The sequence below is a fragment of the Faecalicatena sp. genome (assembly GCF_058819085.1).
The window spans coordinates 13219-38763 of the sequence record NZ_JBZUUL010000025.1 but is presented as its reverse complement, the minus strand read 5'-3'; the positions used below and the strand labels follow the sequence as shown (position 1 = coordinate 38763).

General features: G+C 46.2%; 18 protein-coding genes. 1 reads left to right on the top strand and 17 read right to left on the bottom strand.

Features of this window, described 5'->3' with window-relative positions; translation table 11 throughout:
- Nucleotides 1–12: 12 nt before the first annotated feature.
- From AC4OGX_RS12690 to AC4OGX_RS12640, 11 genes are all read right to left on the bottom strand, one after another.
- The gene (locus tag AC4OGX_RS12690) at nt 13–1008 is read right to left on the bottom strand and encodes a 2,5-dihydroxypyridine 5,6-dioxygenase NicX family protein (protein WP_493330921.1); all 996 of its coding nucleotides are present in this window, start codon (nt 1006–1008) and stop codon (nt 13–15) included.
- Between the two features lie 27 nt (nt 1009–1035).
- Complete coding sequence (locus AC4OGX_RS12685; RefSeq protein WP_493330919.1) at nt 1036–1986, bottom strand: DUF979 domain-containing protein; 951 nt, start codon at nt 1984–1986, stop codon at nt 1036–1038.
- A gap of 14 nt (nt 1987–2000) precedes the next feature.
- Nucleotides 2001–2702: a DUF969 domain-containing protein gene (locus tag AC4OGX_RS12680; RefSeq protein WP_493330917.1), complete on the bottom strand. Its 702-nt coding sequence runs from the start codon at nt 2700–2702 to the stop codon at nt 2001–2003.
- A gap of 267 nt (nt 2703–2969) precedes the next feature.
- On the bottom strand, nt 2970–4301 hold the full coding sequence (locus tag AC4OGX_RS12675) for an SPFH domain-containing protein (RefSeq protein ID WP_493330916.1): 1332 nt from the start codon (nt 4299–4301) through the stop codon (nt 2970–2972).
- Nucleotides 4302–4348: 47 nt separating this feature from the next.
- The gene (locus AC4OGX_RS12670) at nt 4349–5323 is read right to left on the bottom strand and encodes a TPM domain-containing protein (protein WP_493330914.1); all 975 of its coding nucleotides are present in this window, start codon (nt 5321–5323) and stop codon (nt 4349–4351) included.
- 57 nt (nt 5324–5380) lie between these two features.
- On the bottom strand, nt 5381–6481 hold the full coding sequence (locus AC4OGX_RS12665; protein ID WP_493330912.1) for a TFIIB-type zinc ribbon-containing protein: 1101 nt from the start codon (nt 6479–6481) through the stop codon (nt 5381–5383).
- A gap of 165 nt (nt 6482–6646) precedes the next feature.
- On the bottom strand, nt 6647–7246 hold the full coding sequence (locus AC4OGX_RS12660) for a VanZ family protein (protein WP_493330910.1): 600 nt from the start codon (nt 7244–7246) through the stop codon (nt 6647–6649).
- 180 nt (nt 7247–7426) lie between these two features.
- Nucleotides 7427–8383, bottom strand: a complete 957-nt coding sequence (locus tag AC4OGX_RS12655) for an alpha/beta hydrolase (protein ID WP_493330909.1) — start codon at nt 8381–8383, stop codon at nt 7427–7429.
- Nucleotides 8384–8543: 160 nt separating this feature from the next.
- Complete coding sequence (pgmB, locus tag AC4OGX_RS12650) at nt 8544–9191, bottom strand: beta-phosphoglucomutase (RefSeq protein ID WP_493330907.1); 648 nt, start codon at nt 9189–9191, stop codon at nt 8544–8546.
- A 3-nt stretch (nt 9192–9194) separates the two neighbouring features.
- A complete protein-coding gene (locus tag AC4OGX_RS12645) occupies nt 9195–12011 on the bottom strand; it encodes an alpha-L-rhamnosidase (RefSeq protein ID WP_493330905.1) in 2817 nt (938 codons plus the stop codon).
- 80 nt (nt 12012–12091) lie between these two features.
- Nucleotides 12092–13780: a glycoside hydrolase family 3 protein gene (locus AC4OGX_RS12640; protein ID WP_493330904.1), complete on the bottom strand. Its 1689-nt coding sequence runs from the start codon at nt 13778–13780 to the stop codon at nt 12092–12094.
- A 198-nt stretch (nt 13781–13978) separates the two neighbouring features.
- Between AC4OGX_RS12640 and AC4OGX_RS12635 the strand changes: the two genes are divergently transcribed.
- Entirely contained in the window at nt 13979–15097 is a 1119-nt protein-coding gene (locus AC4OGX_RS12635; protein WP_493330902.1) for an AraC family transcriptional regulator, read from the top strand.
- 211 nt (nt 15098–15308) lie between these two features.
- Here AC4OGX_RS12635 and AC4OGX_RS12630 read toward each other — a convergent pair whose 3' ends face one another.
- The 6 genes from AC4OGX_RS12630 to AC4OGX_RS12605 all read right to left on the bottom strand — a co-directional run bounded on the left by AC4OGX_RS12630 (nt 15309) and on the right by AC4OGX_RS12605 (nt 25542).
- Nucleotides 15309–17003, bottom strand: coding sequence for an AAA family ATPase (locus AC4OGX_RS12630; protein WP_493330900.1), 1695 nt, complete (start codon nt 17001–17003; stop codon nt 15309–15311).
- A 103-nt stretch (nt 17004–17106) separates the two neighbouring features.
- The gene (locus AC4OGX_RS12625) at nt 17107–18672 is read right to left on the bottom strand and encodes a family 43 glycosylhydrolase (RefSeq protein WP_493330898.1); all 1566 of its coding nucleotides are present in this window, start codon (nt 18670–18672) and stop codon (nt 17107–17109) included.
- A 78-nt stretch (nt 18673–18750) separates the two neighbouring features.
- A complete protein-coding gene (locus tag AC4OGX_RS12620) occupies nt 18751–20139 on the bottom strand; it encodes an MFS transporter (protein ID WP_493330896.1) in 1389 nt (462 codons plus the stop codon).
- 283 nt (nt 20140–20422) lie between these two features.
- Nucleotides 20423–21958 (bottom strand): ATP-binding protein, encoded by a 1536-nt coding sequence (locus tag AC4OGX_RS12615; RefSeq protein ID WP_493330895.1) that lies wholly within the window; start codon nt 21956–21958, stop codon nt 20423–20425.
- A 264-nt stretch (nt 21959–22222) separates the two neighbouring features.
- Nucleotides 22223–24658: a glycoside hydrolase family 2 TIM barrel-domain containing protein gene (locus tag AC4OGX_RS12610; protein WP_493330894.1), complete on the bottom strand. Its 2436-nt coding sequence runs from the start codon at nt 24656–24658 to the stop codon at nt 22223–22225.
- Nucleotides 24655–25542 carry a glycoside hydrolase family 43 protein gene (locus AC4OGX_RS12605; protein WP_493330893.1) on the bottom strand — a complete coding sequence of 296 codons (888 nt, stop codon included), beginning with the start codon at nt 25540–25542 and terminating at the stop codon, nt 24655–24657. Before AC4OGX_RS12605 ends, AC4OGX_RS12610 begins: the two co-directional genes overlap by 4 nt.
- Nucleotides 25543–25545: the final 3 nt, after the last annotated feature.

The following is a 25545-nucleotide window of genomic DNA, read 5'->3' as shown; positions in this document are numbered from 1 at the left end:
GATAGGGATGACTCAAAAAATTTCCGGTTCCGGGATGATGATCTTCCCCCGCTCTATGATCCTGCGGTTATCCGCATAGATATCCGGCCTTCCTGCCACAATGTCAAAATGACCGTTTGCCTCATGTACACCGCCAAGCGCGATATTTCTCCCGACTCCGATATGAAAGGTACCATAAGCGGATTCGTCTTCTATATAAGAATTTCCCCTGCATTTCGCATAAGAATTCAGGCCGATCCCAAGTTCAGAAGCTACATAGATCCCCGGGTCATGAAAATCTGACATATATTCCTTAAGCCGTTCCCCTTCTGGTGTCATTTCGATCTCCTTGATCCGTCCTTTTTCCAGATAGATGTGAAATGGTTTTTCTACCCTTCCAATATACCCCAGAGAACCGTCCGGTACAAGGATTCCTTCCGTCTTTGTTTCCTCGATGGGCACATATACCTCAATGCTGGCGGATGAAAATCCATTTCCATCCTTTACAACGCCATTAAAAAAACCGGCCCGCCGGTTCCTTTTATATAGCTTTAGATCTGTTCCCAGCTCTGTACGGACATGGATAAAAGAGGAAGCATTCAGGTACTTCATGATGATTCCGGCCATCATTTTACTCTTCTTCGTATCCATCATCATAAAACGATATGAAAGCATGGACCTGCCATTATTCGTTGACAGGGGCAGGGATAAGAACTTAGATCTTTGTTTTATGGCCCTTTTTGCCGCTTTTGTTGTCACCAGCGAATAATCCGTGGCACCGATGACCGCATGGTAACCGTCAAATACATCTTCATGCCTGTCAAAAAATACACCAACATGCTTTCCTCTCTTCTCAACCACCATCAGATCGACTGATTTTGACTGTTTATGTGCACAGCGTCTGAGCACCTCCGCCTCCGGCAGGTGATTTTCACTCGTTACGATCAAAAGCTTTTCCCATGGCTTCAGCCTGAGCCAGTCCCGGATCACGATCATAGCTCCACGCTCCACTTTACTGTATTCTTTCATTCCACACCACTTTCACTTTACACCAAATTACTTCCCGGCCAGCAGCATATATAGGATCTGGAATCCCAGGATCAGAATCGCCGGGAGTAACTGATTTTTGATCACACCCATACGATCCTTCATATCCAGCATGGCAACCGGGACGATATTAAAGTTGGCAGCCATCGGGGTGCATAAGGTCCCGCAGAAACCACAGGTCAATGCCAGCATTCCCACTACGGCCGGATCTGCCCCATATTGAAACGCAAACGGTGCACCGATCCCGACTGTCATCACAGTGATCGCCGCAAATGCATTTCCCATGATCATGGTAAACAGGACCATACCCACTGCAAAAATGACGATTCCCAGGCTCACATTTCCCTTTGGCACGACCCTCTCCACCAGATCTGCGATCACTTTCCCAACTCCGGCTTCTGTAAAAACCGCTCCCAGGCTGGCAAGCAGCATCGGCAGCATACTAAGCGGCCCTACTGTGGAGAGCAGCCGTTCCGAATCTCTTAGAAAAACGATCGGCTTATTTTCCCTGGACAAAAACATAAGAATGATGATAGAGAAAATAATGCCTGCCCCAACTCCTACCATCGCACCCAGGCTGGGGAGGAAAATGGCAAAGATAATCGCTGAGAGCCCGATCGCAAGAGCCGGGGCAAAAATCTTCATCCCGATCTTTTCAGACATCCTTTGTATCGTTTCCTCCGGGACGGTCTCGATTTTTCCGATCTTCACCTTTTTAAAGATGGCCGGAAGGGTCATTATAATAATAAGAACGCCATTTACCGCCGGAGGGATGAACCTGCCGAAGGCCAGCACGATCCCTAAGGAACACCAGAAGACCGCTGTTCCGATGCGGGAGGGATTCTCCCTGTCTGCAGCATTCTTAATACCGGTATATAATGTGACCGCTCCCATCACAAAATAAATAATTTCCAGAAGCTTTGCCCCTAACGTAATATCAGGACTGGTAAAATAAGACATAAGGCGCCTCCCTTTTATTTTGTTGGGCTTTGATATCCCTTTTTATCCTGGTAGTACTTCTTAGATAATTTTCTGTCCTTTAAAAAATAATAAACAGTTCCTACTGTGAGTGCAAAGACCGCCACAGGAATCGCTACCTTTGCCAATTGGATCAGTTCCACATGATATCCCAGGGTCTCCAGAGTAGATTTCACCAGAAGCGCACCGGAGTTTCCCACGAACAGGACCTGACAGAAGAACCAGGCAATATTTTCCATACCCGATGCCATTCCTTTGAGCTGCTCTACATGGGCCTCATCCGGTTCATTTCCCCTGGCTTCAATCGCACCGGAGGCCATAGGCATGACAATAGGTCTCACAAATCCCGCCACCCCGCCAAAGCTGACGTTGAACGCTGCGAACAGCCCGCGCATGATCCCGTACGCACCGATCACAGCACCGGCAGAGGCATTCCTGATCTTCCCGATCAATTCTGCGGCAGCGTGTTTTAAGCCGTTACGTTCCAGAGTTCCTGTGACCAGCATGATTAAAATGAAGATTGCCATGTTCCGGTTGGAGATAAAGCTGTTTCCCAGTGTCTCCAAAAGCCCCACTGCCCCCAGATTCCCTGCTGCCGCCGTAACGATCGCAGCGATCAAAATGATCAGGATCGAGTCCAGCCTCAGTGCAAATCCTATGATAACGATCAAAATACCTGACAGTTTTATCAGTTCCATCTTTTCTCCTCCTTACATATGTAGCAGCGTAAAATATGGTCACCTGATCTTTCCGATCCATGGAGAATAAAACATTCTGCCAAACTACTATTCTGAACTCATTGATCCGGCTTTGTATATTCTGCCTCAAATATCCAGATTTTAGTCAGGAATTTTTATTGTTATAAAAAAATCCCAAACAGGAAGCTTAAATATTTATGCTTCCCGCTTGGGATAAAAATTACTCTTCACCATCCCCGAAGGGATCGTATTACAGAGTCTCTATACCTATAAAATATCGCCATCATCGAATGGATCTCCGCACTCCGGGCAGAACTTAGGCGGATTCGTCATGTTCTTCGGTTCCCAGCCGCATTTATCGCAGCGGTACTGAGGTACTCCTGCCGGTTTCTTCGCTCCGCACTCTGTACAGAACTTTCCTTTATTCACTGCCCCGCAGGAACAACTCCATCCCTCTGCCGATATTGGCCTTTGAGCTCCGCATTCTATACAGAATTTTCCTGTATTCCCCATAGCTCCACATCTGCAGTCCCACCCAGCTGCTGACTGACAACCAGCCTGGCTCATCTGATGTTGAGCATTTTGTTGCTGCTGTCCCATCTGATAGAGCTCCTGGGCATTCATACCTCCCATATTCGCTGCCATGTTCATCCCCATAAACGCCATGGACGGGCCTGCATTCTCGTTCTTTGCCGCCGACTGCATAGCCGCCCCCTGGGCATTTGATAAATACGCCGCTGCCATAGTCGGATTTTTGAAAACCGCTGTTCTCTGCAGTTCTTTGATATATTCCTCATCCTTTTCAGATGCACGGATACTGCTGATTGCAATAGATACGATCTCAATCCCTCTTATGCCATTCCACTTATCTGACAGGATTTCTTTCAGCGCATCCGTCAACTCCACAGTGTGCCCAGGCAGTGAACTGTAGCGGATCCCCATCTCTGAAATTCGGGCAAATGCAGGCTGTAGAGAGCTCAGCAGCTCACTTTTTAACTGGCTGTCCAGATCAGCTGTATAAAATTCTGTTTCCACGTTTCCGCAGACATTTTTGTAGAACAGGATCGGATTACTCAGACGGTATGAATACTCCCCAAAACAACGGATCGCAATATCCATATCCAGCCCTATATTCTGGTCGATTACCCGAAACGGCACCGGATGCGGGGTTCCGTATTTGTTTCCCATAAGTTCTTTTGTATTAAAAAAGTAAATCCTCTGATCCTTTCCCGTATCTCCCCCAAATGTAAAACGCTTTTTAAATGTCTCGAAGGCTTCTGCCACCCCTGCTTCAAACCCACCTCTGAAAATCGTAGGTTCCGTTGAATTGTCCCATACAAATTCTCCCGGTTCTGACGAGAACGCTACGATCTCGCCCTGATCGACTATGATCATACACTGTCCTTCATTTACTGCAATGATAGCACCGTTACTGATAATATTCTCATCCCCGCGTTTATTGGAGCTTCTCCTGGATGTGCGTTTTCTTCCCTTGGCAGCAATAACACCATCTTCCATAGATTCACAGTAAAAATACTCTCTCCATTGATCTTCAAGTACCCCCGATGCCGCTCCGATTCCTGCTTTCAATAATCCCATATCTAGTAACCTCCTGATTAAAAATAAAGTACATCTTGGTACCTATGTTAAAACTTACCGCTGGCCCCACCATGTCTTTCCCCATTTGAGCTGGTATGTGTCCCGCCCTGGCTGCCACTTTTCTTTGGCTCATTTTTCTCCAGGCGTTTCTTTGTAGTCCTGCTTGTCAAATACTCTTCATTTTTATAAATCTTGGTCGCTATATCTTTACTTTTATACACATCCGCATTATCCTGAGCATACGCTGTCTTCATCTTTTTCTTCATTCTCCACATAATGATCAGCGTAATGATCAATCCACATATCAGCGCCGGAATAATGTAATCTACAGGCGTCTTCTCCTCGTCTTCGTACTCTTCCTCCTGCTCCTGTTCTTCTGCGGAAGCTGCACTGCTGTCTTGGGTCTGATCCTTCGCATTCTGATCTGTTTTAGCTGTATCTTCATCTGCTGCATCTACATTTCCAGCTGCATTTGCTTCTGGATTTGCCTCTGCGTTTGCTTCCGAATTCGCTTCTGCGTTGCCTTGCTCGGCTAATCCTTCTTCTCTGTCAATTGTTCCACCAAGAGTACTCAGAAAATTGTTAAATCCATCCTTGTACAATCCTTTTGAAAAATAATTTTGTGCCGAGTCCTGCCCCATCTTATTCAATTCATAGGTTGTAAACATGTCAATGGTCTTTCCGTGTGTCGAAATAGCCCATTCCCGTTCCTGCATACTAAGTAAAAACAGCATCCCATCTTTGGTAGCCCCAATTCCGTATCCGTTGTTGTCAAACAGCAAATCTGCTTCGTTCTGGATATCCGCATCCTGTTTCTTACTTTGCGTATACAGAACTACATCCATCTGATATTTTTCGCTGATACTATTTATCTTCTCTGTCAGCTCCGCCTCTTCTGCAACTGTTAAAAGTCCTGCATTATCAACCACTTTCGGCAGACTCGCTGCATCATATGCTGAAACTGGCATTACGTTTACCAGAAATAGGCAAAACACCGCTGCCACAAACTGTATTTTTTTCATTCTCTATCCCTCTTCTATCATATATAGTCTCAATGTTTCCTGACAAAATCTCATCATTTATAACAAGAAAATCAGCATAAGTATGTATGTGATCAGACTGCTTCCGGCAAATATACCCAATGTATATTTCCAGAACAGTTTCCAGTCTATGGGCAGTATTCCTGTCATTTTACCCGTCTGTCCATTCATTGCAAAATGGTACATCTTGTCTTTATACTTTACATTTAATACCCATACTGGCATCAATACATACTTTACAATTATATTACTGTAGGAAGCAGTAAAACCTTTTGAAGATATAGAACTATACTGGTATGTATTCACAGAATTACGCAGGACGTCTGCAAATGTTGTATCTATCCGCTTCTCTGCCCGGTCCCAGCACTCGCCTCTGCTCTGATCATATTTTATCGCTTCATAGCCTGACAGATAACCTTCCTGAAACGGTACTGCCTGGTCTATTTCAAAAGGCTCGATCGATTCCATGTATTCATCAGCCATCTCAGCGGAACCATCTACCGGTACATGTTCAAAATAAACCTCGCCATATCTGGTGACCAGATAGAAATCTGTCTTTGTATACTCATAATCACTGTCTCTCCACGTTTTCGTCTTTTGCGCATCAAACTTCATGGACCCTTCCACCTTGCAGTTGTACAGCCAGAACGGAACATAAATCCCCTTTATTTCTTTCAGTCTCTGATCTGACTGAAACATCTTTGGCAGAAGCCTCTTTCCTTTACAGAACTTCTGATATGCCTCTTTTGCATCCTTGTCATCCAACTGAAAAGGTATGATTAAATCTGGTCTAAATTCTCCTGATACCTGTCCCGGCAGGATTAAAGGACTGTCACAATAGGGACATTTTGTAGCCGCCGTAGTCTGGTCAGCTTCTACCTCTCCGCCGCAGGACGGACAGGTATAGATGACCTTTCCGTCAACCTCTTTTACTTCCCACTCCTTTGGGTCTTCCTGGGAATCTTTCTTCCCTTCATTTGTATCCTCCTGTTCATCTGATGATTCTACAACCTCTGCACACTGCTGGATTTCATCCATATCGATCTCATTTCCACAGGATGGGCACTGCAGCTTCTGTGTATCGCTGTTAAATACTAGATTTCCCCCACAGGATGGGCACTTATAACCTTTAATGCTCATATTACTTACTCCTCTTTTTCATTCGTTTCACTTTATCAGAGAATACTTTTCGATTATTATATCACAGCATAAAAAATTTTTATACGACAAAAATTTACAAGAAAAAATCCCCGTAAGAATCTGTCTCAAAATACAAACAAACTCTTACGGGGATATTCTATCTTTTTAATACTCATCCCAGCTGCTGCGCTTTCTATGCCGCCGCTGCATCTCACGTTCGCGTGCTCTTAGCTTCGCACGCTTCTTTTCCCATCTGCGCCTGCTGCGCTCCATCATCCTGGCCGGAGCAAGTACCGTCCAACAGCAGATCCGCACCGTCATGATCCCGAAGAAGACACCGATACTGTCGATCCCTACGTCCCTAATCGACGGCCCCCTGCCGTCCACAAAGGACTGGTGATACTCGTCCCCGCAGGCAAATCCCACACAGATCAGCCCCGCCACCAGCATCAGCCAGATCCCTCTCAGTCCATAGACGTAAAACGGCAGGGAAACCGTAACTGCCAGAACGAAATACTCCGTCATATGGGCAAGCTTTCTGACCGGGTATTCAATCTCATAGGCTTTCTCATCGATCTCCCAGTCCTCCATCCCCTTCTGCAGCACAATATTTCCAAAGGTTACGATCTTATGGCTGACCGTATAGCTCAAATTGCCTGAGTCCGTCCCGGTCTGTGCGGAGAAGGTAAAGATGACATACATCATAATAATTGCAGGCAGAAAAGACAGCGGCTTCAACAGGTACAAAATCGTTTTTTTAAACATCTGAAATCACATCCTTAAATATCTTTGACCATTATATTCCTAGTTTCTATCGACTATCCAAAAGTATCTCATTATCATACTCTGATAGAAGCACAAAATCAAGAAGATTTTAAGGAATCCATCTTTCGTAAATCAATATACCGTGTTAAACTCACATGAAATATTCCTGCCCAAAAACTCTTAAAGCTGTCCCTTTTCCAGCATAATCTCAAACTCGGTCTTCTCCGGCAGATTAAGTGTGAACCGCTTTGCAAGCCAGCACTCTGCCAGACGAACCCATTTCTCTGCATCCTGATCGATCATGTTCCTGGATAAAGCGGAAGCCTGGGTGGAAACACTGAGTCCATGGTCACCCTCTTCAAAGATATGAATTTCAAATGGCACCTTATGATCCGCCAGTGCATGTGCCATGCGAAGGCTGTGCTGTACCGGAACCAGCCCGTCTGCCGCCGTTGCCCACAGGAACGTAGGAGGAGTATTCTCCGTCACGTTTAATGCCGGGCTAACTTCTCTTAACCTTTCTTCCGACGGATCTGGTTCGCCTAAAAATGCAGTGTTGGAGGCTGCAAAAAATGCCGCGTCCATCTCATTTTTCTTTACACCGCTCATAAAAATATAATCACTCAATGTGTATCCCAGGATCACAGCCGCCGGACGCAGCATTTCTGCATCCACTTTGAAAAAATCTGTAAGAAGCGGAGTGTTCCAGCACACAGAATACATCGCCGAATTATGAGCCCCTGCCGAAAAACCGCAAACTGCAACCCGTTTCATATCAACGGCCCACTCCTGTGCATGTTCCCGGATATACAGCATGGCTTTCCCAATGTCGCGTACAGGAGCCGGATGTTTTGTCTTCTCCTTTGGCTCGATCGGCCTGGACAGATCAGGGAACTGGTTCTTTCCCTCATCATAAGTGGAATATCTGAGTACAAATGCATGATATCCCATGGATGCAAATTTTAGTGCCACAGGCTCCGCCTCCCTGTCTGAGCAGTTAAAATAACCGCCTCCCGGACAGATTAAAACCGCCGGACGTTCTCCCTGGGCATGGAGCTCCCCTTTTTCTGCTATCACATAGGTTGTCAGTGTCACGTCTTCCCGGTCTGGATACAATTTTATTACTTCTGTCAACATATTCATTTCCTGCCTTTCCCGGCGCTTATCAGCCGCATCTATATCTTATTTTAAAGTATTACTACCTTTTTACAATGCATTTTCATGACAACTCCCAGGGGCATAAACGACATCTTCAAAGAGTCCCTATGAAAGTTTTATAGATCAATATCCACTGACTCTATAAAATACGGAGCAGTTCACTGAATGTCTGTATCTTATGATCAGCCTTCTCATATCCTGCGGCATCTCCCATTCCCACTGCTGTCATTCCTGCTGCCTTCGCCGCATCGATCCCCGCACAGGCATCCTCCACGACCACACAGTCTTTCGGGTTTTCCCCCAGGAATTCTGCTGCCTTAGTAAATACTTCCGGGTCCGGTTTAGAATGTGTGATGTTGTTTCCATCAGAAATAGCATCAAATGCATTCAAAAGTCCGACTCTCTCCAGAATAAATCCTGCATTCCTGCTGGACGAACCGATCGCCAGCCTGTATCCCTTTTTGCGGAGCTTTTCCAGGGTTTCTCTCACCTCATCAGTCACATCCGCAGGTGTCATTGTGGCCAGAAGTTCCCGATATGTGGTATTTTTTTCCTCCATCAGCTCTGCCTTCTTCTCAACAGATAGTGGCTCTCCTTCATACTTCTCAAGAATGATCTCCAGGCTTTCGGCCCGGCTCACTCCTCTTAGCCGGTTATTGATCACTTCATCAAAATAAATTCCCAGCGCGTCTGCCATCTTCTTCCACGCCTGATAGTGGAATTGATCTGTAAATACAATGACTCCGTCTAAATCAAAAATAAATGCTTTCACAGTTTTCTCCTTCATATTCTATTCTTCCCCGGTTACTTCCAATTCACTGAGTTCTTCAATGGCCTGTCTCAGCTTTTCGGGCTCAAACGGAAGATATCCCATCCCCAGGAGTTCTTCCAGGGTATTCGCCCCCATCTCAGGGTCACCGGAGGCTGCGATTCCTGCAATCACAGGGGCGTATTTCCCAATGACTTCCAGCGCTCTTTTATCCTGCGCGATCCGGCTCAGAGTGGTTCCCTTATGATACGGTCTGCGCAGGTCATGTAAAGGCTGATATACAAAATCATATGTTCCTGCTGACAGGATCTGTTTTCCATCCGGGAATCCCGGAAGCTCTGCTTCTGCCTCACAGCCAAATGGGATCTCCACATGTACTGTCAGTTTTCCGTCTTCCCCGATCTTCCAGCTGCTGGCATATAATCCGTTCACAGAATCATAAAGGCATTCCAGCTTACCCAGCCTGATATCCGGGTGAGGTGCAATAAGGGCCCGCTTAAACCCGGGTTCTAACGGGCGGATTCCTGCCGCATATGCATAGACGAACTCCATCACAGACCCATATGCATAATGGTTCAGGGAATTCATCCCTGTATCACTGATCGTCCCGTCCGGCAGGACGGAATTCCACCGCTCCCAGATAGTGGTCGCCCCCAGATCGACACTGTACAGCCAGCTTGGGAAGCCCTCCTTCAACAGAAAATCATATGCCGTCTCATAAAGGCCTGCCTCTGCCAAAACGGTACATAAAAGCGGTGCTCCCACAAAACCGCATTTAATCTGTCCACAGTCCTTCTTTAACCGTAAGCGAAACTGCTGGATCAATTTTTCACGGTCTATGTATAACCCGAATTTCAGTGCGGTCACGTAGGCGGCCTGGGTATCTACTGCCAGACGTCCTGTCGGTGTAAAGAATTCTTTCAGGACTGCCTGTGAGATCTTTTCCTCTAACTCTCTATAGTAAGCGGCATCCTCCTGTTTTCCCAGCCGCTGCGCCATCTCTCTTACGATCTGCGTGGAGCGGTAATAATAAACAGAGGCGATATAATCATCATCCGTGCTTCCCTTGAAGCTGGTAGGTGTCGGTCCATCCAGCGCCAGCCAGTCCCCGAAATGGAATCCGAAGTTAAAAAGATACTGTTTCTGTTCTCTTTGGGCATCTTTTCTGTCAATGTAATCCACCCAGTCCTTCATCAATGGATAACAGTACTCCATCTCCCCGAGATCTCCATAATAGGTATACAGCGTATTGGGAAGGAATGTGGCAATATCTCCCCAGACGCTTCCCACATCCTCCTTATGTCCGATATTGGGCAGGTAATTAGGAACGCCGCCATTTAAGGTAAGCTGTTCATCCCGAAGGTCTTTTACAAATTTGTGGAAAAATGCACGGGTATCCATATGGTAGCTTGCTGTCGGTGCGAAAACCTGTGCATCACCGGTCCATCCCAGACGCTCACTTCTCTGCGGACAGTCCGTCGGCATGTCGATAAAATTAGATTTAAGTCCCCATACCGTGTTCTTATAAAGCCTGTTGATCTTCTCATTTCCAGTGGTGATATACCCCGTCCTGCGGAGATCAGAATATAAGACCCGGCCTGTAAAGTCTTCCTTTTTACATATTCCCGGCCATCCCTGTACGCGGACATAGCGGAATCCAAAAAAGGTAAAATGTACCCGCACTGTTTCCGGTGTCCCCCCTGACACATACACGAACTGAGATTTTGCTTCGCGGTAATTCTGGTTATAGAAATTTCCCTTCTGAAGAATCTCCCCGAAATCAAGCACGATCCTCGTTCCCCTTGCGAAGTCGGCTTGAAATTCCAGATATCCGGCGAAATTCTGTCCCATATCCAGAACGGTTTCGCCTGCGGGAGTCTGCAGGATCTCCTGCACCGGGATCTGTTCCTTTGCAAGCACCGGAAGGCTGATCCGATCCATCAGATGTGCCTTCAAAAGATTCCTGGTCCCCCCGCACTCTTTTGGAGAACTTAATACTACTGCCGGACGTTTGGGATTCTCCTTGCCGTCCCAAAGGGTATGATCAAGGATCTCTCCCAAATAAATACCGGAGTCCTTGATATCAGAGCCGTAATATTCCCAGCTCTCGTCTGTATAGATGCACTCGTGAGTCCCATCCTCATAATCCACATGCAGTTCCGCAATGGCGGCCATACGGTTCCCATAGTTTTCCTTCTGCATTTCCAGTCCGAAGGTTCCCATGTACCAGCCCTTTCCGAGAAGGATTTCCAGTGTGTTCGTCCCCTCCTGAAACTGACTGCCCCGTAACTTGTCCTCTAAAGGAAATGTCAGGACCTGGATATTTTTCTCATATTGATTTAAATAAGGCGCCAGATACTCTTCCCCCAATTTTTTCCCATTGAGATATGCTTCAAATAATCCCACGCCTGTGGCATATAATCTGGCCCGCCTGACTTTTTTTAAGAGAGAAAAGGTCTTTGTCATCACCGGGTGGAATGTATCCTCATTAGCCGGGCTGATCCAGTCAGCCTTCCATTCTTCCTGCATCTTTCCGGTCTCAAAGGTGCAGGTCTCACTCACTGCTCTGTCCCCTGCATCACCGGTTATTGTGATACGGTAGAAATAGGTGGTCCGCGGCTGCAATTTGATATCCAGCCTCTCACCACTCTGATCTAAATCTGCCCCTTCCTTTTTATACACGATTTCCTGAAAATCGCTCCGTGTGCTCACTTCAATCACAGCGTTGGTCTGCCTCTTACTCTTTGTTTCCCTGACATTCCAGGAACACATCAGCTGCTCATAAAGAAATCCCACTGGATTCTCGATGCCGTTGATTCTGATATTTGTGATTCGCATATTGATTCTCCCCATTACTATTCAGCAATCTATCTTTCTGTAAATAGTAACGTTCCTTTCTGATTTTTCTGTATCACAGGTTAATATTTTAAGTCGTCTCTTCCACAAAATGCATCTACCGGGGATTTCCCCTTAAAGGTGCTTCTTCCCATAATTTTTTCAATAACCGCGTCAATGACATATTCTGAATTACAGTATCCGTTAATATATGTCCTGACCATCGGAGCATCCAGCAGATGATATGGATTTCCTACACTAACGAATAGTACCGGCAGTTCATGCACCATCCATGGCATGTTGTTGCCAAGTCCAAACATTGTGTGCCAGTTCAGACGGGATACGGTCTTGTTGGATGCGGTCTCGATATTTCCCACATAAAGGACCAGATCATATCGTTTCTTAAAGTCTGTAACTGTATCCTCCATGACTTCAAAGCCCTCCGGCTCATATACAGTCACCTCAAAGCCTTCCCTGGTAAGCTTTTCTACAAAGGAGGCACACACTCTTTCATTGGAAGGAAAATCACCCAGCATTTCCAGAAGGATTCTTTTCTGATTCTGAGGATGAAGCGGGAGCAGGTTCTGGGTATCTTTTACAAGTGTCACACCCCGGTCGGCACATTCCTCTGCCCAGCCCCGGTATTTCGGGCACTTGAGAATCTTCAGTGCCTCCGGCCCCGGCACAAGGGTGCCTGCCTTCTGCTTTTCGACCAGTCCCATGGCTGCCTTCATGGCCAGGATCCGCTTCACGGCCTCTTCCAGGCGCTTTTCCGAAAGGATGCCCGCCTGATACCCTTCCTCCATAAAACGGAAGTCCTCTTCCATGTTCCGGTTAAACAGAATCACATCACATCCATTTTCAATACAAAGGGGTACCGCCGTTTTTCTGTCACAGGCGGAGCAGAATCCCACCATAGGGGTGGCATCTGTTGTGATCAGACCGTTAAAACCAAGTTTATCCCGCAGCAGCTTCATAAGCAGATTTTTTGATAATGTGGCGGGAATCACCTTTTTGGGCTTTTCTTTGTCGAAATATTCTTCATATGCAGGCATTCCGATATGGGCCGCCATAATGCTCAGTGTGCCTGCCTCTATCATTTCCTCATAAATCTTCCCATAGGATGCATCCCACTCTTCACAGGAGAGTGAGTTGACGCTGGTCACAAGGTGCTGATCCCGCTCGTCCACTCCGTCTCCCGGAAAATGCTTGACCGATGTCGCGACGCCTTCCTCTTTTGCTCCCCGGATATATGCCTTCCCCATCTTGATCACTGTATCCATATCTGAACCAAAGGTACGCACATTCGTAATCGGGTTATGATAGTTTAAGTCCAGATCTACAACCGGGGCGAAGGACCAGTTTACTCCGACTGCGGCTCCCTCACTGCAGCTCACTTTTCCCAGCTGACAGGCTTTTTCTTCCTCCCCTGTAGCAGCTACAAGCATTTCCCGTCCAAAATAGGTTCCCTCGATCGCAGAACCGTTGCCTCCATATTCCAGATTGGACGCCGTCAAAAGAGGGATCCTGGACGCATTCTGCAGGATCTCATGTGCCCTGCGCAGCTCTTCCCCCGGGCCTTCCCGGTAAAGCATTCCTCCTATGTGCTTTGTTTCCACCAGTTCCTTTAATTCCTGTTCGTCCTTCGTAAATACGATGGGACAGAATAACTGTCCGATCCGTTCCTCATGGCTCATAGAATCATATGTATCATGTACCCATTTCACTTGTTCCTCTGTTAAATAAAAGGGCTTTTCATCATATCTGATCATGCTCTCTTCTCCTTTTGATGCACTCTTCTTTACTTACTATTCATTCTAAAGGAGTTATCCGAAAACCTCCATGTATTATTTTTTTCAGAATCCGACTTATTTTCATATCGAATCTATTCCTTGAACCGGAGATCATCTTTTGTTATACTGGAGATTATAAAAGTATCCGACTTTATTTTGGGATAAGGAGGAAAGGGTATGGCGTATTACATTACTTATGGAGAGTTTCAAAGACATATGAAGGAATACTATCTGCGCACGGGAAACCGGATGCAGTTTCCAGAAATGTCAGATTATTTATACCGAAAGGGACTGCTGGCAGAGACACCGCCTGAAATGCCTGATTCAAAGGAATTATTTGGGAGTATGACAGATGAGGAGTTCGACCGTGTGGTAGATTCCCTGGTACTTACTCTGAATCCGAACCAGGCAGTCAACTCAAAGGTTGGAGAAACGGATATCATCCCCAACGCAAGAGATGTATTTATTATTCGTCACCCCAGATATACAAGGCCTTCTCCCCACGTACATAATTATTTTGAGATCGACTACGTCATGCAGGGAACATGTACGTTTGTCTTTGAGAAGACAAGCAGGGTGATGAAGGAGGGCGAGCTCTGTATCATTGCGCCTTCCTCGGAGCATGACCTGGTCATCGATGATGATTCAACAGTGTTCTGCATCATGCTCAGGAAAAGTACCTTTGACACGACCTTCTTTTCCCTGATGTCCAGAAAGGACCTGCTCTCCTACTTTTTCAGAACTATCCTCCAGGATGATTCACACGCCAATTATCTGCTGTTTTTTGCAGAGAACAGCACCTGGCTCAAGACCATCGTCCGCAATGCAATGGGGGAAAGCTATAAGAATGATGCCTACAGCAATACCTGCTGTATCAGCTGGATCAATCTGCTGTTCTCCAATCTGCTTCGGAACTACAGTAAGACGCTGCAGTTTTATAATTACCAGATGGGCTCTGATTTTTCCCTGGTGCTGCAGTATATCCAGCATAATTACCAGACACTCAGTCTGTCCTGTCTGGCGGAGATGTTCCATTACAGTGAACCCCACCTTTGTACCCTGATCAAACAGAATACGGGACACAATTTTACAGAGCTGATCAAACGGCTTCGGATGGCTGATGCCGTGGATTATCTGACCAATACAAACCAGAAGATCAGCGAGATCGCGGAGCGGGTCGGATATAATTCAGCGGACCATTTCTCCCGGGTGTTCCGGGGGACCTACCAGATGTCCCCCCAGGAATACCGGAAGCTTCACAGCGGGGAGAATGAAGTGTTCCAGCCCTTTGCATAGGCTGCGGCTTCGCCCGGAGGGCATCAGTTATGGGATGTCCTTTCCTGCAAACTGGGAATGGCCGGCAATCGGGTAAATATCTAAAAGCTATGCCCGAAGGGCATGAGTTGCGGGATGCCCTTTGGGTATGATTTACAGCTTCACTTAACGATATCTGCCTGTCTGCCGGCCATTTATTTTTCTGACTATTTGATTGTTTTCTTCTGCCTGCTTATAAGATCATAACCTTCTTCCCTTCAAAGGCGAATCCATATCTGCGGATTCTGTCTTTAGCCATCCCCTTCGCTTCCAGCGCGGCCTCATAGTTCTTCCGTTCAATCTGTGCCAATGCCTCATTAGCCGTATCCTCAAGTGTCTTTTCCTTCTCCGGCCGATGCACTTTGAACTCCATAATAATTGCATCATCTTCTTCCCTGCGGGGCTCCATCATGATATCATATCTTCCAAAACCACTCTCCCGGTTTGAGGTGATATCATATCTGTCTGCTAATTCTACCAGCAGCCCTAATACGAAACCATGATAAAAGCGCTCAGGCCCACTATTTTCCGCGGCCTGTCTGCCAGTATCAAAATAACTGAATGTTGTAAGTGCCACGCGGTTCATATATACATTCATTGCTTCGATATCATCTGCGAGCAGTGCCTTGATGAAATCCTGATAATCCGGTCCCGAGGTTGTGAACCAGCCCCGGATCATATTACGGAACATCAGCTTTACCTCAAAATTGGTCAGCTCTAGTTCATATGCCGAATCCCACTCTTCTAAGTCTGCCCCGGCCATCTCATAATTCTTAACTTTTAAGTATCCGCTGGCAAGCAAAAGGCTCCATAACGCATTCTCATCCTCATTAAGCTGACTGTATACAACCTGCTCATCAATCTGTGTCCGCAGTGCTTCTCCCCGGAGCAGATCCTCAAACGTCTGTTTCAGCCTGCGGCTCCCTTCCCGAATCAGCTTACTGACCAGACTGTTGCTGCTTGTATTTGCCCAATATGCGGCAAATACTCCTGTTTTCAAACAGTTTAGTACAGACCATGGATTATAGATCTCCGTCTTTTTCCCAAATGTAAACCCGTCATACCAAATCTTAACATTCTGTTTTTGATCCGCAAGACCATATTCCTCTAATGCGCTGAAAACTTCCTGCTCTGTGAATCCAAAGGATTCCTCATACATATTAGAAGTTGTTGTCACAACTACCAGATTGTTCAGGTCCGAGAAAATAGATTCTTTCCCTACTCTGGTAATCCCTGTCATGATCGCCCTCGCCAGATAGGGATTCGTCTTAAAGGCCGCATTAAACAAACTCCGCATAAATGCCGCCAGTTCCTCCCAATAGCCATTTACATAGGCCTCCTGCATGGGTGTATCATATTCATCCAGAAGAATGATTACCTTTTTTCCATAGTATCTGGAAAGGAAATCCGACAGCCTATGAATAGCAAGCGTTGCAACTACCTCTGGCATATCCATGGATATGCTGCTAAAATAGGCCTTCTCTTCATCTGTCAGCAGATCTCCCTTTAAAAGAAACTGATGTTTATTATATAAGTCCGTCAGTATCTGGCAGATCCTCTGCTTAACAGACAGATAGTTCTGCTCCTTAACATTAGCAAAAGAAAGGCTGATGACAGGATATGTCCCCTGCATCCGGCGGTATGTCTCCTCTTTCCATATACACAGCCCTTGGAATAAATCATTCCGGCCCGCATACTGTATCGAAAAAAACTCTTCTACCATACTCATCAACAGCGTCTTTCCAAAGCGGCGGGGACGTGTGATCAGTGTTACACTGTCATAGTTCTCCCACCATTCTTTGATAAACATAGTTTTATCAATATAAAAAATATCTTCTTTCCTGATATCCGCAAAGTCTTGATACCCAATCCCTACAGGTCTTGCCATGAGTTCACCTCCCTGATGCCTTACAACAACTGCTCCTTTTATCATTCTATCATTGTTCCCAGATCGAGGCAAGGTAACACAATGCCTAAATTATTTCCTGATACTACCGTATCTCAAACTCTGTAAAATCGAAACATCCTTCTTTTACCTGAAAGTACAGTGCATGTTTTCCTTCTGAATGTTTTATTTCCGCCAAAACCTCGGTCCAGTCTTCGTTCTCCCCGGTCTCCAGCGTAACCTTTCCTAACGTAAGCCCTTCCAGGGAATCAGAATAAACCTCCATAGTCCCGCTGCCGCGCAGTACCATGCGGATTTCTTTTTCATCTCCTTCAAACTGAAAATACTTAAATCCTGCCGCTGCCCCATTTCTCATATTTCGGATATATGGACGAAGACCCTGCTCTGCATCTCCGGCTGCTTCCTCTGTGATATACGGCATCTCCTCCGGGAGCGGCGGTAATGGCTGCCCCGGCATGCTCATGATGACCTGTCCCATCTTGGAACGGTCACCTTCTGTCAAATGGCATGCGATATAGGTCTGGTAAGTTCCCTTTGCCGGAAGCGCCCCTTCGTTCAATCCACAGCTTGTGATCTCAATCTGCGGGATGGTGCCGTCCTCAAATATCTCTACCTTATCCGCGCATCCCTGGCGGCTGAATGCGGTTCCGTGAGTATGTCTGTGCCAGAAAATATAAACACTGCTGTTCTGCTCCTCACGCGCCGCATGATGCATATTTTCTCCCGATCCTCCCTGAATTGACGGGCCTTTTATTTCTTTCGGGATAACAACAAGGCCTCCATGGTTATTTCCGGTATAGTTTACAGGCAGTGTATTTCCCTGATACCCGATGTCCCCGTTTGATACGATCACACCCTGAAACTCGAACGGTCCTTTTGGACTCTTTGCCATTCCATAACACAGCTCATGACCCTGCAGGCTGGAATATACAAAATAATACCACTCCCCTATCCTTCGGATGCTGGATGCCTCAAAAAAAGGATGCTCCTCATACCCTGTGCCGCCAGCCGTATCTACTCCATTTGCAACACAGACCGGCTCACTGAGAATCGTGTGCATATCATTTTTCAGCCTTACCATCATCGCTCCGGGATAGTCTGCATTCTCCATTCCCGGAAAACGCACAGGCGGGCAGAAGCCATAGTATAAGTAATTCCCGCTCTCCTCACATAAAACGGCCGGATCAAACCAGCGCCCAATGGCAGGAATACTCCCGTCCTCCCGCGTGACATAATCCAAAAATTCATATTTTCCGGCAGGAGTATCACATACTGCGACTGAAATTACATTTACGGTATCCAAAGAATAGTACAGATAATATCTCCCATCCGGCCCCTTAGTCACATCCGGAGCATACAAAAGGCGGGGGTCATCCCCTGTAAAGGAAGGTTCAAAATCCGGCAGCTCCTTCTTGTAAGGCGCGCCATTGATGGGATCCTGCTCTTTTTTATAGATCACACCTTCACACCGCCAGTTCCCGAGATCATCAACGGGTGCGCTCCAGCACACATAGTCCTCCTCGCAGAAGGATGTTCCGTTTAATTTATCATGGCTCCCATAAATGTAGATCCTGTCTCCAAATACATGAGGTTCCCCATCCGGTACAGTTTCCCAAAAGGGAAGATATGGATTCAATGCTGCTTTTTTCATATGGCTTCATTCCTTTCAAATATAACGGAACTCCCCGTTTTAGCGGGGAGTCCTGGACTTATTCTTATTTCTTTGATCTTATTGCATCTTTGCTTTCATCTCTTCAATTTCTTCTTCATACTTTGCAACAGGGTTGAACAATACACAGATGATCAAAATAATTCCTGTAAGCGAAGGTGCTCCGAATTTCAGGAAGTTCAATGCGAACATCGTAGATTCCGGCTGCTGTCCAATTGCTCCTGCAATATATCCTGACGCGGACAGCACTGCCAAGATACCTGAACTTACTACTGTATTGCCACATTTCTGTGCAAATCCCTTGATAGATGAGATCACACCATTGGCAGATAACCCTTCTTTATACTGTATGTAATCAATAGAATCGTTTACAAGTACATTCACAAGTGCATTCTGCATAGAAGCGAAGCATGTGGAAAGGAAGGTCACTACACATAAAAATGTGAAGCTTGATTTTCCGAAGAAGAACAGGATCACATAGCATATGATAGAAAGTGACTGTGATACGATCAGTGATTTCTGTCCTGTCTTGCAGATCTTCAGTACGATCGGCATCAGCACGACCATGGAGATCAACGCACCGATGGAGATCACGCCCATGTATACGGAGATCAGGTCTGGTCTTGCATAGTAATACATCATATAGTAAACAGATGTGGAGAACATCATTCCGTATCCCATAGAAGCCATGATCCATGCAATGATATTCGGGAATAATTCCTTATGTTTCAGGATCAACTTTAAATCTCTGAGTGCAGTGCCTTTTTCTACCGGCTGTAAATATCTTTCCTTAGATGTAGCAAATAATCCCCAGAAAGAGATGAATGCCAGTACTCCGCAGACAAGCATCAGTGGTACATATCCGTTGCTGAATCCCAGTCCCTGGAAAAATCCTGTGATCTGCGGTGTAAATGTATTACCGATCGTAAATGCAAATGCACATACCCCAGCACCCATTGTGATGATCATATTTCTCTGTTCATTATTCTTCACACATGCCGGAAGGATCGCTGACTGCGGCATGGTAAACATGGTAACTGTCATTCCATATCCGATATAAACAATTAACACATAGACGATCTTTCCTGTTGTTGAAAATCCCCAGTCAATCCAAAGCAATGTTGAAAACAGGGTCAATAAGATGGGAGCTGCGATAAAATAAGGTCTGTAGCGTCCCCATTTTGTGTGAGTCCGATCCGCGATCACACCCATGATCGGATCGTTGATCGCATCCCACAAAGTAGCCACAAACATGATCATGGAGCATGCTGCTGCCGGGATCTTCAACGTATCTGTCATGAATACTGAGAAAAAGCTGGCGATTACTGCCGCGATCAACATTGCACCGCCGTTTACTGATGTAGCGTGAAACCATTTGAATGCTGCGGTAACTTCTTCTTCCTTATTCTTTGGAACTGCCACAGCGCCTGCCGTCATTTCATTTTCCATTGTTTCTTTCTCCTTTTCCTTTACTAACTTTTCACCTTCGTTCAAGATAGTTATATTTTAACGTGGCACAGTGCTTTATTCCATGTTATAAATTACCTCAAATCCGACATTTTTTCATATGCTTAAACCACATCCGACGTTTTTTATCTCAGACCCGACATATCTTATGGACAGCCTGAGAACACGATATTTTAAGAAATTGAGATTTGAAACATTACTCTTTAGATTGCTATTAACTGTCTGGCCGGGCTCACTGCTGAAGCTGTCCGACTTTTTTTCGCACTCATTCATGAAGACCTGTCGTATAGTACTTCTGAAGCTTACTCTGCGGCTTATCCGGTATGGTCATTGCTAATTCTCCTCTTTCCAGCAGAGGGTTGACATACTTCTTCATGGCATAGTATAAAGTCTTCACTCCCATAAACTCTGCGATCTCTGTCTTAAGCCTCGGCTGTACACAGAATTGCAGCAGTTCCTTTATACTTCTCTCCTCCTGCTTCTCCTCAATCTGCTCCACAGGCTCAGATCCCCTGCTCACAGCATATAAAGCACACTCTCTTATGAGCATCCCTCTGTCCGGCTCACTGTGATAGGTAAACGTGCTATTGTAAAGAATCACAACAAATTCATTCCGCCGGTTCTCGAAAACCGGGTCTGGAAGACCTGCCTGGGCCATCTCCTTCCGAATCGTAGGAATCCCGGAGTACCTATTTTCAGCCTCTGTCAAGCTCTCTGCCATAACAGCCAGAGCCGGATTCCGTAGATCCGGGCGTGCCTGTCCCAATTGTTCAACTGTCATCCTCCCATAAAGATTCCCCGGGCTGTGAATCTCAAGACGATCCTTAAAAAAATTCATCTGTACCGGAGTCCCTTCCGTATGCACGCTGTAATCCCGGTGGATCAGCGCATTTAAAACCGCCTCCCTGACAGCGTTCACAGGATACTCCGTCTTATCCTTCCGTTTTCCTGTATCCGGATCAATGATTGTCTTCACCTTCATATTCCTCTTACAGAAACCAACTGCCTCCTCCACCATCTCAGCGATCGTACCACAGATCCTCTTATTATCCATAAACCGTTCCATATCTTCCCCCACATCCCCGATCTCATATCCGGGAACCACAACAGCTGTGATCCCGTACTGTGGAAATACCCCCTGGGGATAAATGCAGAAATTCATGATCCCCGCCAGAGTGGGGATCCCTCCCCGCGTCACATTAAGCAGCTCCAGCATCTGTGGCTCTTCCAATAGGGAAAACTGTGGGCGCTCAGCCTTCTTGTCATTCAAAAAACGTTCGATCCTGCCGCGGTCCAGCATAGAAAGCCCTACACGTTCAGATGTCCGTTCATCATCATGCACATGTCTGCGGTAGGCTTCGTAGCTGTATATCTCATAATCCGTCATAGAAAGATCTGCATCCCCTACCCTCACATATGCCCCCTTTACCTTTCCGGCTCCCTTGTAATAGCAGGGCCGCTCGGACAGATCAACTGCCGGGATCTCTGCAGAGCATATATTCACTCCCTTATATTCCGCGAAGGTAAAAACAGCGCGTACCGGAGGTTCCATCTGATTACACTGCTCCGTTACTTTCTTCTGGAGATCCTGAAGATCATATACCCCCACAGCTTCAAATAAGAGCCTCTCGTCTAAACCGAACAACAGGATCCCACCGCTGTCCTGATTAGAAAAACTGGACAAGGTATCATATAGTCTTTTCGGGCACCCGTCTTTTGCGGTCTTCACCTCTATATACTGCGCTTCTGCACACTGCGACTGAACCTTTGCCGCCAGTTCCTTTAATTCTTCCTCTAACATCTGATCCCTTCTTTCGAAAACTTTGAAAAACAAGTTGATTTATTCTACTTATATGCTAACATGTTCTTCTTCATTTCGCAAGTTTATTTCAAATTTTTATTCTTGTTTCAATATTTCTCTTATTATTTTGTATATTTTTAATATTTAACACTTCTGAATACCAAAAAGGCAGGGTTCTCTTCCCCTCATAGCTCACCATTCTTTTTCAAAAATGACGACTGCCCCCGGGGGTGAATCAATCACCGAACACCTGCCTTTTTTATTTTATTCTTCCAGCTTAAGCTGTGCAGTTCTGCCATCTTCTGCACTTACCTTAACTTTAATCTCCCCGCAGCCATTTCGCATAAGTATGATCTGCGCACGGCCGTGAAACAGCTCTGTCACCCCTTCGTTAAAATTATATTTCGGCTTTGGATTTCCGCTGCCAAAGCCCACTGCTTTGGCACAGCCCTCAACTTCCAGCGCGATCTTTAAGTCGCTGTCCGCTGCCGTATTTCCTTCCTGATCACAGAGTATCACATCAATATAAATAAATTCCTCCTTCATCTCTGGTTCTGCTTTCAATACAATCCGGCGATCTTTGGATGCAGTGTGAAGCTCCATTGTCCCGATCTCATTTCCCTCTTCATCATAGGAGACGGCCTTCACGGTTCCCGGCTCATAGACTGCCTCAAATAAAGTCCTGAACCCGGCATCTTTTCCCGCCGGCTTCCTTCCGCAGGACTTTCCGTTGATCAATAGTTCCGTTTCTTTTCCTCCTGAATACACCTCTATCACAGCAGGTTTTCCTTCACAGCCCCCCCAGGTCCAGCTGGAAACTGCATCACTGATGACCCACGGTGTCTTGATGAGCTGCTGTCCATATCTGTTCGGGTCCTGTACTGCGATATAAGGCGCCGTCCTTAAGCCAAATACAGCTTCTCTGTAGTAAGATGCGGGTCTTCTGAAACCGGTAATATCCAGATCTCCCGGATACGCAAGCTGACAAGGGAATCCGGCCTCAAATCCACCTTCCCCCCACTGATATGCTGGTATGCCGACCCCGGCTTCCCCGATGTAGTCCCATCCTGTCCAGGTAAAATCTCCAATGACATGATTTAACCGCTCTACAAGGTCCCAGTTTCTTGCAATCTCCGGCGGATAGGTCTCACTTCCCACGATCACACGATTGGGATACTTTTCCCCGTCCGTCTCGTATCTTGCTGTCATATAATTATACCCTGCGATATCGACACCGGCACAGGACTTCTCCAGACTGTCCGTAATGGCCTGATGAACTACGATCTCATCCTGATGGCCATCCATCAATGTCATAAAATCATTTACATTACCTTCGATCTTCCCTGCTTTACTCAGATCAGACACAATATCGGCCATAACCTGATCCAGCCTGTCTCCCGCTGCAAATACTCCGTTGATCGAGGCCAGAGTATACCGGGTATCATCAAGCTCCTTTACCTTCTGACTCAGATCGTGGCACAGCTTAGCACCGTAATCTGTACCGATCTCAGGGATCTCGTTCCCTATAGAATACAAAATCACAGACGGGTGATTAAAATCCTTGCGTACCATAGCGGTTACATCTTTTTCCCACCATTCATCAAAATACATGCCATAGTCATAACTGGACTTACATCTGCTCCACATATCAAATGTCTCGTCCATCACATACATCCCCAATGCGTCACAGGCCCGAAGCATAGCAGATGCCATCGGATGATGGGACATCCTGACCGCATTAAAGCCAGCCTCCTTCAGCTTTCTTATCTGGCGGAACTGAACAGCATCGTAAGTAGCCGCACCAAGCAGTCCGCTGTCATGATGGATACAGGCCCCTCTGAGCTTCACGGATCTTTCGTTAACACGAAGCCCTCTCTTTGCATCTAGCGCAAGAGTCCTGATCCCAAATTTCTCGCTGTTTTCATCAATCACTTTCCCATCCTTTATTAAGCGGCTTATGCATGTATATAAAACAGGAGTCTCATCCGACCAGACCTTCGGCTGTTCTACAACAATGCGCTGTGACATTTTCCGTCCTTCTCCGCTAAATACTGTCACTGTGGTTTTTTCCCTGGCTGAAATCTTTTTCGTTTCGTCTAAAATACAGGTCTCTAAAACCAGCTCTGCCGGGATATGATGCTTATTTTTTAATTCTGTTTGAATCTCCAGGACAGCATACTCCCCATCTGCCGATTCTGTTTTGATCTGCACGCCCTCCGGCTCTATATGGACAAGATCAGAAACAAGAAGGTATACATCCCTGTAGATGCCTCCGCCCGAATACCAGCGGCTGTTTGTCATGACTCCGTTTCTGACCTGTACTCGGATCTCATTCTCCTGTCCATACTTGAGATAATCGTTCAGCGGAACATAGAATGTCGTATAGCCATATGGATTTTTTCCTGCAAGCTGACCATTCACGTACACGAATGTATTCATATATACGCCTTCAAATTTTAACTGCACCACTTTATCTTTATATTCTTCCGGTGCTAAAAACTGGTTTACATAAATATACACATCCCCATCCCGGTAACCAGTATTCCCTCGGTTCAGGCTGTCTGCATGCGCCGGGGTCTCGATCATGGCATCATGGGGCAGTGTCACGGTTCCTGCATCTTCTGGGATATCCCAAACCAGCGCAAACGTATCTTTTTCCACCCAGAATTTCCAATTATCATTAAACTTCATTTCCATCATTCTTTCTCCTCTTCTAACAGCAATGTTCCATTTTCTACTTTTACACCAACAAACTTTGGTCGTTCCTTGTATTTGTCATTTGGGAAATGCAAGGTAAAACATGCATTCCCCTCCTGATTCCGAAAGAGCATCCCATGCCCTCCATTCTCAGGATAAACCGCCTTCTTCTGCTGCTTCCATGGCCCCATTACCGTTCCGCTTTGTGACACTGCGGCCCCAACGGCATATCCCCGCTCGCCCCAGCTTGACCAGGTCATATATAATCTGCCGTCTTCCATTTTCATCAGACAGGGACCGTCCGTAAAGTAGACATCCCCATCCATCCCAAATTCACTCTTTGCAAAGGGAACAGGTCTTGCCCATTTAGCCTCCCCTGCGGAAAACATCAGCCCAGGTTTTGCTGCGCCGCACCTTAAATCCCGAGTTAGCTCCATATAGCACATGTCCCCATTTGGATCATCTTCAAATGAATGCGAGAAGATCAGGTATGGGATCTCATTTTCAAAGTAAAGAGTCCCATCAATGCAGGACCAGTCTGCCGGTGTCAGTCTGCCGCTGTAAACCTGAAACGGGCCTGTCGGAGCTTCGGATCTCAATATGTAAATGCCCTTTTTCTGATCCTCGCATCCGAATGTAGTGACCAGATAAAAGGCTTCCTTATAAAAATAACATTCCGGCGCCCAGTAATTTCTATCCGCAAAAAATCCCTCCGGCCTGTGGAATATCTCAACAGGCCCCTCCCAATCCTCAAGATTTTCACTGATATAGCAGTCAAAACCATCTGCCAGTTCCCAGCAGGTCGCACTCCGGGTGCCATACAAATAATATTTTCCCTGATAAACCATGATATAGGGATCTCTGATATTTATTTCATTCGTCTTCATAAT

Excerpts from the sequence above, each read along its gene's own strand:
- AC4OGX_RS12690 (WP_493330921.1), bottom strand. The coding sequence starts at position 1,008 with ATGAAAGAATACAGTAAAGTGGAGCGTGGAGCTATGATCGTGATCCGG.
- AC4OGX_RS12685 (WP_493330919.1), bottom strand. The coding sequence starts at position 1,986 with ATGTCTTATTTTACCAGTCCTGATATTACGTTAGGGGCAAAGCTTCTG.
- AC4OGX_RS12680 (WP_493330917.1), bottom strand. The coding sequence starts at position 2,702 with ATGGAACTGATAAAACTGTCAGGTATTTTGATCGTTATCATAGGATTT.
- AC4OGX_RS12675 (WP_493330916.1), bottom strand. The coding sequence starts at position 4,301 with ATGGGATTATTGAAAGCAGGAATCGGAGCGGCATCGGGGGTACTTGAA.
- AC4OGX_RS12670 (WP_493330914.1), bottom strand. The coding sequence starts at position 5,323 with ATGAAAAAAATACAGTTTGTGGCAGCGGTGTTTTGCCTATTTCTGGTA.
- AC4OGX_RS12665 (WP_493330912.1), bottom strand. The coding sequence starts at position 6,481 with ATGAGCATTAAAGGTTATAAGTGCCCATCCTGTGGGGGAAATCTAGTA.
- AC4OGX_RS12660 (WP_493330910.1), bottom strand. The coding sequence starts at position 7,246 with ATGTTTAAAAAAACGATTTTGTACCTGTTGAAGCCGCTGTCTTTTCTG.
- AC4OGX_RS12655 (WP_493330909.1), bottom strand. The coding sequence starts at position 8,383 with ATGTTGACAGAAGTAATAAAATTGTATCCAGACCGGGAAGACGTGACA.
- pgmB (WP_493330907.1), bottom strand. The coding sequence starts at position 9,191 with ATGAAGGAGAAAACTGTGAAAGCATTTATTTTTGATTTAGACGGAGTC.
- AC4OGX_RS12645 (WP_493330905.1), bottom strand. The coding sequence starts at position 12,011 with ATGCGAATCACAAATATCAGAATCAACGGCATCGAGAATCCAGTGGGA.
- AC4OGX_RS12640 (WP_493330904.1), bottom strand. The coding sequence starts at position 13,780 with ATGATCAGATATGATGAAAAGCCCTTTTATTTAACAGAGGAACAAGTG.
- AC4OGX_RS12635 (WP_493330902.1), top strand. The coding sequence starts at position 13,979 with ATGGCGTATTACATTACTTATGGAGAGTTTCAAAGACATATGAAGGAA.
- AC4OGX_RS12630 (WP_493330900.1), bottom strand. The coding sequence starts at position 17,003 with ATGGCAAGACCTGTAGGGATTGGGTATCAAGACTTTGCGGATATCAGG.
- AC4OGX_RS12625 (WP_493330898.1), bottom strand. The coding sequence starts at position 18,672 with ATGAAAAAAGCAGCATTGAATCCATATCTTCCCTTTTGGGAAACTGTA.
- AC4OGX_RS12620 (WP_493330896.1), bottom strand. The coding sequence starts at position 20,139 with ATGGAAAATGAAATGACGGCAGGCGCTGTGGCAGTTCCAAAGAATAAG.
- AC4OGX_RS12615 (WP_493330895.1), bottom strand. The coding sequence starts at position 21,958 with ATGTTAGAGGAAGAATTAAAGGAACTGGCGGCAAAGGTTCAGTCGCAG.
- AC4OGX_RS12610 (WP_493330894.1), bottom strand. The coding sequence starts at position 24,658 with ATGATGGAAATGAAGTTTAATGATAATTGGAAATTCTGGGTGGAAAAA.
- AC4OGX_RS12605 (WP_493330893.1), bottom strand. The coding sequence starts at position 25,542 with ATGAAGACGAATGAAATAAATATCAGAGATCCCTATATCATGGTTTAT.